Source organism: Pseudomonas sp. PB106 (assembly GCF_009764645.1).
Classification (GTDB): domain Bacteria; phylum Pseudomonadota; class Gammaproteobacteria; order Pseudomonadales; family Pseudomonadaceae; genus Aquipseudomonas.
On record NZ_RWIM01000134.1, the window covers coordinates 1 to 12542 of the forward strand.

Below are 12542 nucleotides of genomic sequence, written 5' to 3' on the forward strand. Positions count from 1 at the left end.
TCCAGACAAGTGCCGCCACGTTACGCAGCCTGTCAGTCAAATGCAAAAGATCGCAGCCTTCGGCAGCTCCTACACTAGTGTGCTGAGTTTGCTCAGGGTGTTGAGGTAATCGCGGGGATTCTCGCCGAGTAAACGGCGAAACATCGCGCTGAACGCCCGCGCACTGCCGTAACCCAGATCCCGCGCCACGCGCTGCACGCTGTCCCCGGCGAGCAGCCGGGGCAGGGCCTCCATCAGGCGCAACTGCTGGCGCCAGGCGTTGAAACTCATCTGCAATTGTTGCTGAAACAGCCGCGCCAAAGTCCGTGAGCTGGCGCCGACCTGCTGCGCCCAGTCTTCCAGCGTGTTCGGGTGATCCGGGGTGTGCAGCAGCGCCAGACAGATGTTCTGCAGGCGCCGGTCGGTCGGCATCGGGATGTGCAGCGGCAGATTTTCCAGTCTGGCCAGTTCTTCGAGCATCAATTGCTGGATCAGCGGATTGTCGGCGTGCGGCGGGCCTTGCACGGCGCGCAGGATCAACTCGCGCAACAACGGCGTCACGGCCAGCACGCAACACTGCTGAAGGCTGGCCGGTGACAGTTCGGGCGCGATGAACAGCGAGCGCATCTGCACATCGCCACTCATGAAAATCTCGTGCGCCACCTCCGGCGGAATCCACACTGCACGGCTGGGTGGAATCACCCACGCCCCGCGTTCGGTGACCACGCGCATGATCCCGCTGACGGCATACAACAACTGCGCCTCGCGATGCAGGTGCAACGGCTGGTGCGCGCCGTCCAGATAATCCCGGGGATAGGCGCTCACCGGGCCGTGTTCAAAGTGGCTGATCAACATGTCGGATTCGATGACTTGTTTGGCAGGAATGCGCTTTTTCGCCAACTTAGCATAAGCGGCACACAACAACGTAAAGCGTGCTGCCATGAATCAATCGAGAAACGTCATCCGCTACATCAACGCCGCCCATGTGATCGATCACATGTTCATGCTGATTTTTCCCGCCGCCGTGCTCGGCATGACCCAGGCCTTTGGCCTCGACTATGCCGCGCTGATCGGCCTCTCATTGGGAGGTTTTATTGCCTTCGGGGCCTGCTCGCTACCCGCCGGTTGGCTGGGCGATCACTGGAGCCGACGGCAGATGATGCTGGTGTTCTTCTTCGGCATCGGCGCCTCGGCGATTTTCACTGGCCTGAGCAACAGCCCGACCAAGCTGGTGATCGGCCTGACCCTGATCGGCATTTTTGCCGCGATCTACCATCCGGTCGGCACGGCGATGCTGGTGGCATATGCGCAAAACCGTGGCCGTGAAATCGGCATCAACGGCATGTGGGGCAATCTGGGCGTGGCGTTTTCGGCGCTGATCACCGGCTTGCTGGTGGCGCAGTTCGGCTGGCGGTCGGCATTTCTGTTACCGGGCGCGGTGGCGATTGTGTTGGGCGTCGGGTTCGCCTTGCAGGTGCGCGAAGAACCGATCCCGAAACGCCCGCACACGCCTCTAAAAGGCGCTGCCGGTCAGCGCATTTCGATGGTCATGGTATTCGGCGTGCTGGCGCTGGCCACGGCCACTGGCGGCGTGGTGTTCAACGCCACCACTATGACCTATCCGAAATTGTTCCAGGAGCGCCTGCATGAGTTGTTCGCCTCGCCGCAAACCCTTGGCGTGGTGGTCAGCCTGGCCTATGCCTTTGGTGCGGTCGCGCAGTTGAGCATCGGCCGAGTGCTGCACCGCCTCAGTCTGAAATGGCCGTTCATTGTTCTGACCCTGTGCCAGGCGCCGCTGTTGTTTGCACTGGCTTACGCCGATGGCTGGGCGGTGATTGCCCTCGGTGCAGCGTTCATGTTCGTGGTGTTCGGTCAGGTCACGGTCAACGATGCGATGGTCGCCAACTTCGTCGCCCCGCAATGGCAATCGCGGGTGTTTGCCTTGCGTTACTGCTTGTCGTTCGGCGCCAGTGCCACGGCGATTCCGCTGATTTCCTATGTCGAACCACGCCACGGTTTCGTGGGCCTTTACTTGATTCTCGCGGGGTTCGGCGCGCTGACCTTCCTCGCGGCGGTGGTTTTCCCACGCACACCATCGGAAGCTGCCGTAGGGCAAACCGCCTGAGCAGTGACAAAACCCGGCAAATGCTGGCTCAAAGCTAGCATTTGTACGGCTCTGCAAATCATTCCTTTGGCTGATTTGGCTGGCGTATAAGGGTTTTAGAGTACCGCTCTCTACGCCAACACCGTGCAGCCAGAAAAGGGATTCATATGTTGCAGACTCGCGTCATTCCCCCGGCCGATGGGGCCTACCAGTATCCATTGCTGATCAAGCGGCTGCTGATGTCCGGCGCCCGTTACGAGAAAACCCGCGAGATCATCTACCGTGACCAGATTCGCTACAGCTATCCGACACTGATCGAGCGGGTGGCGCGACTGGCCAACGTACTGACGGCGGCCGGTGTGAAGGCCGGTGACACCGTGGCGGTGATGGACTGGGACAGTCACCGTTACCTGGAATGCATGTTCGCGATTCCGATGATCGGCGCGGTGATTCACACCATCAACGTGCGCCTGTCGCCGGAGCAGATCCTCTACACCATGAATCACGCCGAAGACCGCTTCGTGCTGGTCAACAGTGAGTTCGTCGGTTTGTACCAGGCGATTGCGCCGCACCTGACCACGGTCGAGAAAACCCTGCTGCTCACCGATCTGCCGGAAAAAACCGCCGAGCTGCCGAATCTGGTTGGCGAGTACGAGCAATTGCTCGCGGCGGCGAGCCCGCACTACGACTTCCAGGATTTCGACGAAAACTCCGTCGCGACCACGTTCTACACCACCGGCACCACCGGCAATCCGAAGGGCGTGTATTTCACCCATCGGCAACTGGTGCTGCACACCATGGGCGTGTCGACGATCATGGGCTCCATCGACAGCGTGCGCCTGCTCGGCACCAACGACGTGTACATGCCAATCACGCCGATGTTCCACGTTCACGCCTGGGGCTTGCCGTATGTGGCGACCATGCTCGGCCTCAAGCAGGTTTACCCGGGGCGCTACGATCCGGAGTATCTCGTCGAGTTGTGGCGCAAGGAAAAGGTCACCTTCTCCCATTGCGTACCGACCATCCTGCAGATGCTGCTCAACGCCAAAGGCGCGCAGGGCACTGATTTTGGCGGCTGGAAGATTGTCATCGGTGGCAGTGCGCTCAATCGAACCCTGTACGAAACCGCCAAGGCACGCGGCATTCAACTCACTGCGGCGTACGGCATGTCGGAAACCGGGCCGCTGGTGTCCTGCGCGCATCTCAATGACGAACTGATGGCCGGCACCGAAGACGAACGCACCACTTACCGGATCAAGGCGGGTGTGCCGGGGCCATTGGTGGAAGCGGCGATCGTCGACACGGACGGCAATTTCCTCCCGGCTGATGGCGAGACCCAGGGCGAACTGGTGCTGCGCGCGCCATGGCTCACCGAAGGTTATTTCAACGAACCGCAGAAGGGCGCCGAGCTCTGGGCCGGCGGCTGGCTGCACACCGGCGACGTCGCCACGCTCGACAGCATGGGTGTGATCGACATCCGCGACCGCATCAAGGACGTGATCAAGACCGGCGGCGAATGGATCTCCTCGCTGGACCTCGAAGACCTGATCAGCCGTCACGTCGCGGTACGCGAAGTAGCAGTGGTGGGCATTGCCGATCCGCAGTGGGGCGAGCGTCCGTTTGCCTTGCTGGTGATCCGTGAAGGGCACGTGATCGGGGCACGCGAGCTCAAGGAACACCTCAAGCCGTTCGTGGAACTGGGGCACCTGAGCAAGTGGGCGATTCCGAGTCAGATCGCCCTTGTTACTGAAATTCCCAAGACCAGTGTCGGCAAGCTCGACAAGAAGCGCATCCGCCTCGACATCACCGAATGGCAGGCCAACAACAGCACCTTCCTCTCGACACTTTGAGTGTCTGCTGGCGCGCCGAAAACGGCGCGCCAGACCCACCAAGCAAGCGCTTGGCTTGTGAAATCGAAAAATTAGGCCATCCTTGCCGTGCCGACATGTGTCGGACTGGCGAAAGGACTGTTCCAGAGTGGTTGGCAGATGCAAATCACACTTTAGAGGGATCAAGCAGTACCACCTGCTGGCTATAGTCCGCTCAAGGATTTTTAAGAACGGAGCACACGCACTAGACGGGGCGAGCAACTTTGGAGTGATTTCGGGCAGCCCTGGCGTCCGGTCCTCCACAGCGTTTTTAAAAGTACTCACTGCCATAACAATAATGCACATGGAGTAGCGTCGATGACCTCAGTAAACCAGTTCTGGCGCCGGGCAAAACTGCCTCTGGCGGTCAGCATTGCCTCTTCGCTCGCCGGGCCCGCATTCGGCGTCAGTTTCAACGTCGGTGAAATCGAAGGCCAGTTCGACTCGTCTCTGTCGATCGGTGCCAGTTGGTCTACTCAGAGCCCGAACAAGAATCTCATCGGCGTCAACAACGGCGGCCATGGCCTGTCGCAGACCTCCGATGACGGCCACGCGAACTTCAAGAGCGGCGAAACTTTCTCGAAAATCTTCAAGGGCATCCATGACCTTGAATTGAAGTACGGCGACACCGGTGTGTTCGTCCGTGGCAAATACTGGTACGACTTCGAACTCAAGGACGAAAGCCGCCAGTTCAAGGACATCAGCGACAGCAACCGCAAGGAAGGCGCCAAGTCTTCCGGCGGGCAGATCCTCGACGCCTTCGTGTATCACAACTATTCGATTGCCGATCAGCCGGGCTCGGTGCGTCTGGGCAAGCAGGTCGTAAGCTGGGGTGAAAGTACCTTCATCGGCGGCGGCATCAACTCGATCAACCCGATCGACGTGTCCGCGTTCCGTCGTCCGGGCGCCGAGATCAAGGAAGGTCTGATCCCGGTCAACATGTTCTACGTGTCCCAGAGCCTCACCGAAAACCTCTCGGCCGAAGCGTTCTATCAACTGGAATGGGACCAGACCGTCGTCGACAACTGCGGCACGTTCTTCTCGCAGCCGGACATCGTTGCCGACGGTTGCGACAACAATCTGCGCGTGCTGAACAAACGTTCGCAAATCCCGGCCATCGCGTTGGGTCCATTGGCGGCCAACGGCGTCAACGTCAACGAAGAGGGCGTGCTGGTGCGCCGTGGCGGCGACCGTGATGCCCGTGACAGCGGTCAGTGGGGCGCATCCCTCAAATACATGTTCGAGCCACTCGACACCGAGTTCGGCGCCTACTTCATGAATTACCACAGCCGTGCGCCGATCTTCAGCGCCACGGGTGCGCCGCAGTCGGTCTACAACACGGCGCGCGGGCTGCCGGGACCTTTTGCCGCACTCGCTCCGCTGCTGGTCGCGGGCAACTCGGAATATTTCATCGAGTATCCTGAAGACATTCGCCTCTATGGCCTGAGCTTCTCCACCACCCTGCCTACCGGTACGGCGTGGAGCGGCGAGATCAGCTACCGTCCGAACGCGCCGGTGCAACTGAACTCCACCGACATCCTGTTCGCCGGCGTGCGTCCTTTGGGCGGCGCCTTGACCAACGCGTCGCTGCTCACCGGCGTGCCGGGCCAGGATCTGCATGGCTACGAGCGCAAGGAAATCACCCAGATCCAGACCACGTTCACGCACTTCTTCGATCAGGTCATGGGCGCCAGCCGTCTGACCCTGGTCGGTGAAGTCGGCGCGACCTATGTCGGCGGTCTGGAAAGCCGTTCCAACATGCGTTATGGCCGCGATCCGGTGTATGGCCCGGGTGAGTTGCCAGCCACTGGCACCACCAATACCTGCGCCAACATCCTCAATGCCAGCACCATCAACGGTGCAGGGCCAGGGTCGCCGCAGAACAACCGCAGCCGCAATTGCGACAACGACGGTTTCACCACCTCTGTGTCGTGGGGCTACCGCGGTCGTGCCATCTGGGAATACAACGACGTCTTCGCCGGCGTGAACCTGAAGCCGAACGTGGCCTGGTCCCATGACGTCAGCGGCTACTCGCCAGGCCCTGGCGGCAACTTCGAGGAAGGTCGCAAGGCCGTCAGCCTCGGTGTCGACGCTGAATACCAGAACACCTACACCGCGAGCCTGGCTTACACCAACTTCTTCGACGGCAAGTACACCACCGTGGATGACCGCGACTTCGTTGCGCTCAGCTTCGGCGTGAACTTCTAAGCACTGCATTTCAGGACGAACACACATATGAAAATAACAAAGAGTCTGTTCCACGCCGGTGTTCTGGGGCTGTCGCTGCTGGCGACCAGTGTCATGGCGGCCGTACCCGCAGCCGAAGCCGACAAACTGGGCAAGAGCCTGACGCCGATGGGCGCTGAAATGGCCGGTAACGCCGACGGTTCGATTCCGGCCTGGAAACCGCTGCCGAAGAATGCCGGCTCGGTCGACAGCAAGGGCTTCCTGTCCAACCCGTATGCCAGTGAGCAGCCGCTGTTCACCATCACCGCGAAAGACGTCGATAAGTACAAAGACAAACTCGCGCCAGGCCAGTACGCGATGTTCAAGCGCTATCCGGACACCTTCAAGATGCCGGTCTACCCGTCGCATCGCGGTGCAACCGTGCCGGATGACGTGTTCGCCGCCATCAAGAAAAACGCCACCACCACCAATCTGGTATCCGGCGGCAACGGTCTGGAAAACTTCGAAACCGCCGTGCCGTTCCCGATACCAAAAACCGGTGTGGAAGTGATCTGGAACCACATCACCCGCTATCGCGGCGGCAGCGTGACCCGTCTGGTGACCCAGGCCACACCTCAGCCGAACGGCTCGTTCAGCCTGGTGTACTTCCAGGATCAGTTCGTGTTCCGCGACAAGATGAAGGACTACGATCCGGCGAACCCGGGCAACATCCTGTTCTACTTCAAGCAGAAAGTGACCGCGCCGGCACGTCTGGCCGGTGGTGTGCTGCTGGTGCACGAAACCCTCGACCAGGTGAAAGAGCCACGTTCGGCGTGGGTCTACAACGCCGGTCAGCGCCGTGTGCGTCGTGCGCCACAAGTGTCCTATGACGGCCCGGGCACTGCGGCGGATGGCTTGCGTACCTCCGACAACCTCGACATGTTCAACGGTGCACCGGACCGCTACGACTGGAAGCTCGAAGGCAAGAAAGAGATGTACATCGCCTCCGACAGCTACAAGCTCGATGATCCGAAACTGAAGTACGCCGACATCATCAAGGCCGGCCACATCAACCAGGATCTGGCACGTTACGAGCTGCGCCGCGTCTGGCACGTGGTTGCAACCCTGAAGGAAGGCCAGCGTCACATCTACGCCAAGCGTGACTTCTACATCGACGAAGACACCTGGCAAGCAGCGGTGATCGACCATTACGACGGTCGTGGTCAGCTGTGGCGTGTGGCCGAGGCGCATGCCGAGAACTACTACGACAAGCAAGTGCCGTGGTACGCCCTCGAAACTCTCTACGACCTGCAGTCCGGCCGCTACCTGGCGCTGGGCATGAAGAACGAAGAGAAGCAGGCGTATGACTTCGGCTTCACCGCAACCACCAGCGACTTCACCCCGGCCGCTCTGCGTCAGGATGGTGTTCGCTAAACTGCTGTAAACCCGAGGCCGCATCCTCGTGAAAACGCCCCGACTGGTTCGGGGCGTTTTTTTTGATCAGATTTCCCTGCTTATGTAGGAGCTGCCGCAGGCTGCGATCCTTTGATCCTGTTGTTGATTCTAAAAAAGCCAAAGTCAAAAGATCGCAGCCTGCGGCAGCTCCTACAGGGATTCATCACCGGGCGCGATTGATCGGTGATGGCGGATTTTGTCGGCGCTGTGTAGCTTTTTTGTAGCCATTTGTAGCAGCAACCTTCATTACCGCTACGTTTAAGGCTAGTCTGCGGACATCTGCAACGCCGCCAACAGCAATTCGAACAAGAGCCGGCCATGACTGATCTGTCCCCACTTCCGGGTCCCGCAAGTGTTGCCGTCACGGCATTGGACGGGCGTTTTTTTCGCCCGCCATTACCCGACGGATACGTGCTGCGACCACGACTTTGCGAGCGCCTGCAAGCCGGGCTCGGTGGGCGACTGTTGCTGGTCAGTGCCCCGGCCGGGTTTGGCAAGAGTTCGCTGGCGGTGGAATTTTGTCAGAGCCTGCCGGCGCATTGGCAAAGTCTGTGGCTGGGGCTGAGCCCACGGGACAGCGATCCGGGACGGTTTCTCGAACGCTTGCTCGAAGGCCTGCAGGACTACTTTCCCCAACTGGGCAGCCGCGCATTGGGCCTGCTGAAAATGCGTCAGCGCCATCAGCCATTTGCCTTCGAGGAATGGCTCGACGGCTTGCTCGACGAACTGGCACTGCAACTTGATCCGGCGGCGCCTTTGCTGCTGGTACTCGACGATTACCATCTCGCCCAAGGCCCGGTGCTCGACCGTTGCCTGCAATTTTTCCTCAATCATTTACCCGATGGCCTGCTGGTCATGGTCACCAGCCGGCAACGACCGGACTGGCATCTGGCGCGTTTGCGCCTGTCGCGACAGTTACTTGAACTGCATGAGCAGGATCTGCGCCTGACCCACGACGAAGCGCTGAGCCTTCTCGATCGGCACAGCACGTCACTGCGCGGCGAAGCATTGGAAAGCCTGATCCAGCGCAGCGAAGGCTGGGTGGCGGGTTTGCGTTTCTGGCTGCTGGCGGTGGCTGAGGCCGGCAACGACGCTGCTTTGCCGCAAGCGTTGAACGGCGGGGAAGGGCTGATTCGCGACTATCTGCTGGAAGAAGTCATCGACTGCCTGCCGGCCGAAGTGCAGGCATTTCTTTACGACACGGCGCCGCAGGAACGCTTTTGCAGCGAACTCTGCGATGCCGTGCGCGAAGCCCATGACAGTGCCGAGATTCTGCGTTTCCTGCTGGCGCATCAGGTGTTTCTGGTGCCGCTGGACGAGCATGGCCACTGGTATCGCTATCACCATTTATTCTCTGATCTGCTGCGCAGTCGTCCGATCGCCCAGGCGATGGTCCCGACCGCGACCCTGCATCTGCGCGCCTGCCGCTGGTTCAACGCGCAGGGGTTGCTCGACGAAGCGGTGGAGCAGGCCTTGCGCGCCGGCCATCTCGACGTGGCGGCGAATCTGGTGCAGAACCTTTCTGAGGAACAACTGCTGGCTGAGCAGAACATCGGCATGTTGCTGCGCTGGAAAATGGATTTGCCCGACAGCCTGTTGATCAGCACGCCACGTTTGATCGTGCTCTACAGTTGGGCGCTGGGACTGGCCTGCCAGCTCGATGCCGCGGAAGAGTTGTCCAGTCATCTGAGCCGTTTTCTGCCAGCGCCTTCGGCCACTGCGCAAAAGTCGATGCTGGCGCAATGGCTGGCGTTGAGCGGAATTATTGCCCGAGGGCGCGGCCATCGCGAATTGACCCTGCAGTATTGCAGTGAAGCGCTGGACAGTTTGCCGGCCAAGCGTTACGGCCAGCGGTTGATGTGCTTGTCGACCCTGTCCAACCTGGCCATTGCCGATGGTGATCTGTGGCGCGCCCGAGGGCTTAACCGCGAATCGCTGGAGTTGGCGCAGCGTGTCGGTAATCCCTTGTTCGAAGCGTTGGCGCATTACGACCGTGCTCGGGTTCTGCAGTCGCGTGGCGAAATTCTCCGTGCGCTGACGGAAGTGCACCTGGGTCTGGATCGCTTGCGAGGGTTGTCGGCGCAACGTCTGTACGCCGTGCGTGCGCGGCTGACGCTGTACGAAGGTTTCCTGTTAGCGATGCGCTTGCAGCCACAAGCTGCCCGCACGCGGTTATTGGCCGGTATCGGCGAGGCTCGCGCCTGTCGCGACATCAGCGTGCTGATCGGCCATTGCGTGATTGCCCGCTTGGACGGTGCTACCGGCGAATTCGCCAAAGCCTTCGCGGAACTGGCCGAAGCCGAACGGCTGATGCATATCTGGGACGTGCCGCCAATCTACTATCTGGCGATGATCACGTTGGTCAAATGCGAGCTGTGGCTGGCGCAGGGGCGCACCGATCTGGCCGAAGCCTGGCTGGCGCGACTGGGGCAAACCTACACCGGTGAACTCGCTGCCGCGCCGCCGGAGTTTCATCCACAGTTGCCCCTGCATGTGGAGCTGCAACAGGCGCTTCTGGATGTGATTCAGGGACGACGGATGCTCGCCGAAGGGCGTCTGAATGTGTTGCATGAAAATGGTCAGCAAACAGGGCGACAGTTGCTCAGCGTGATGGCGTTGACGCAGAAAGTGGCTTTATTGCTGGGCGCCGGTCGCGAGGCAGAGGCACGCAAGGCGTTCGAACTGGCCCTGGAGGCTGCGGCGGGTGGGGTGCTTCAGCCGTTCGACGGGTTATTGAATGGTTACCCTGACTGGATGCGCGGGCAACTTTCGACGCTTGCGTCGACAGCGCAGGGTTTGTCGTTGCAGCAGCAATTACCCGCCGCACCCGCTCGTCCCACCATGGAGTGCCTGCCGGCGGAACACCTCAGCTCTCGGGAATTGGCGGTTCTGCGCCTGATCGCTCAGGGTTGTTCGAATCAGGAAATTAGTGAGCAGTTGTTCATTTCGCTGCATACGGTGAAAACCCATGCCAGCCACATCAACAGCAAGCTGGGAGTGGAGCGACGCACTCAGGCGGTGGCGCGGGCCAAGGAACTGGGTGTGCTGAGTTAACCAGTCGTATCCGTGGCACAAAAAAACGCCCCGACAGATTCGGGGCTTTTTTTGCGCCGTTCTGCATTGCACAGAACGGTCATTTCATCTCACTCAGGCCACGAGGTCTTGGGCCGAGAACGCATTCACACCCACCAGATGAATCTCGAAATCTGCACCGGCATTGCCAGAGACATTGCCAGAGAGCACCTGATCGGCAAAGCGCAGTTGACCGGCGCCAGTGAAGTCCCCCGAACCGATGAAGGTAAACGCATCAAGCCCGGCGGTGCCGAGATTGGCGTCAAATGCCGACAGATCGATCTTGTCGCCCTGCAGGCTGCTGAAGTCATAAATGACATCACGTAGGGCGCCTTTACCGACTTCGCTGATGTCGTTGAAGACGAACGTGTCGGCCCCGGTGCCGCCGGTGAGCATGTCTGTGCCCAGGCCACCGATCAGGGTGTCGTTGCCGGCGCCGCCATTGAGCACGTTGTTGCCATCGTTGCCGGTCAGGACGTTGTTCAGGGCGTTGCCGTAGCCCAGCAGGTTGGCACTGCCGGTCAGTTGCAGGTTTTCCACATTGGCGCCCAGGGTGTAGTTGATCGAGGAACGCACGGTGTCGATTTCGTTGACCAGGGTGCTGGTCTCGACCACCACGTCTCCAGCGTTATCGACCACATAAGTGTCATTGCCCAGACCTCCGATCAGGGTGTCGGCACCGGTACCCCCGTCGAGGATGTTGTTGCCGGCATTACCGGTTATCACGTTGTTCAGCGCGTTGCCGGTGCCGTTGATGTTGTCGGCGAAACGCAGTGTGAGGTTTTCCAGGTTCGCGCCCAGGGTGTAGTTGGCGAGCGACGACAGCACGGTGTCGATCTCGGTCAGCGAGGTGCCGTTTTCGATGATGACGTCACCGACGTTGTCGACAAAATAGGTGTCGTTGCCGGCACCGCCGTCCATGGTGTCAGCACCTTCCTGACCGTTGAGGATGTTGTTGCCGCTGTTGCCGATCAGCACGTTGTCCAGATCGTTGCCGACCAGATACAGATCGCTGCTGCCCAGCAACTGGCCATCTTCGACGTTGGCGGTCAGGGTATAACCGATGTTGCTCAGTACGCGGTCGTGGCCTTCGCCGACGCCTTCGATGACGACGTCACCGATGTTGTCGATCACGTAAATGTCGTCGCCAGTGCCACCTGCCAGCGTGTCTGCACCGGCTGCGCCGTCCAGACGGTCGTTGCCGGCGCCGCCGTGCAGCGTGTCGTTGCCAGCGCCGCCGAGCAGGTAGTTGTCCTGAGCGTTGCCTTGCACGGTGTAGTTGCCGGTGCCCATCAGCCAGACGTTTTCGACGTTGCCGAGGTTGGCCAGATTGAGGTTGACGGTGTTGTTCGAAGCCGTGGCGTTGTAGTAGATGCGCAGGGTGTCGCTGCCTTCATTGGCATTTTCCTGGATCAGTGACAGCTCGCCGCTCTGGTCGAGATAGTAGGTGTCGTCACCGTCGCCACCGATCATGGTGTCCAGCCCGGCGCCACCGTTGAGCACGTTGTTGCCGCTGTTGCCGGTCATCACGTTGTTCAGGGTGTTGCCATTGGCATTGAGGTTGGCCGTACCGGTCAACACGATGTTTTCCAGATTGGCGCCCAGGCTGTAGTTGATCGAGGAGCGAACGGTGTCGATTTCGTTGGCCAGTGTGCTGGTCTCGACCACCACATCGCCGACGTTATCGACCACATAGGTGTCGTTGCCCAGGCCGCCGATCATCCGGTCGGCACCCGCGCCGCCATCCAGAATGTTGTTGCCAACGTTGCCCGTGATGACGTTGTTCAGCGCGTTGCCGGTGCCGTTGATATTGTCGGCGAAGCGCAGGGTCAGGTTTTCCAGGTTGGCGCCCAAGGTGTAGTTGGCGAGCGACGACAGCACGGTGTCGATCTCGGTCA

Annotated in this window: 6 protein-coding genes and 1 pseudogene; 5 read left to right on the forward strand and 2 right to left on the reverse strand. The window is 60.2% G+C overall.

Features of this window, described 5'->3' with window-relative positions:
* Positions 1–69: 69 nt before the first annotated feature.
* The gene (locus EJA71_RS18650) at positions 70–834 is read right to left on the reverse strand and encodes a helix-turn-helix domain-containing protein (protein WP_158959127.1); all 765 of its coding nucleotides are present in this window, start codon (positions 832–834) and stop codon (positions 70–72) included.
* Between the two features lie 85 nt (positions 835–919).
* Here EJA71_RS18650 and EJA71_RS18655 point away from each other — a divergent pair, with 85 nt between their 5' ends.
* The 5 genes from EJA71_RS18655 to EJA71_RS18675 all read left to right on the forward strand — a co-directional run bounded on the left by EJA71_RS18655 (position 920) and on the right by EJA71_RS18675 (position 10626).
* Complete coding sequence (locus tag EJA71_RS18655) at positions 920–2104, forward strand: MFS transporter (RefSeq protein WP_158959122.1); 1185 nt, start codon at positions 920–922, stop codon at positions 2102–2104.
* A 146-nt stretch (positions 2105–2250) separates the two neighbouring features.
* Positions 2251–3933, forward strand: coding sequence for a fatty acid--CoA ligase (locus tag EJA71_RS18660; protein WP_158959123.1), 1683 nt, complete (start codon positions 2251–2253; stop codon positions 3931–3933).
* Positions 3934–4269: 336 nt separating this feature from the next.
* Positions 4270–6159, forward strand: coding sequence for a DUF1302 domain-containing protein (locus EJA71_RS18665; RefSeq protein WP_158959124.1), 1890 nt, complete (start codon positions 4270–4272; stop codon positions 6157–6159).
* Between the two features lie 27 nt (positions 6160–6186).
* On the forward strand, positions 6187–7551 hold the full coding sequence (locus tag EJA71_RS18670) for a DUF1329 domain-containing protein (protein ID WP_158959125.1): 1365 nt from the start codon (positions 6187–6189) through the stop codon (positions 7549–7551).
* Between the two features lie 339 nt (positions 7552–7890).
* Positions 7891–10626: a LuxR C-terminal-related transcriptional regulator gene (locus EJA71_RS18675; RefSeq protein WP_158959126.1), complete on the forward strand. Its 2736-nt coding sequence runs from the start codon at positions 7891–7893 to the stop codon at positions 10624–10626.
* 93 nt (positions 10627–10719) lie between these two features.
* On the opposite strand, the pseudogene EJA71_RS18680 reads toward EJA71_RS18675, so the two are convergent.
* Positions 10720–12542 (reverse strand): annotated as a pseudogene (locus EJA71_RS18680) (calcium-binding protein); the annotation flags it as partial.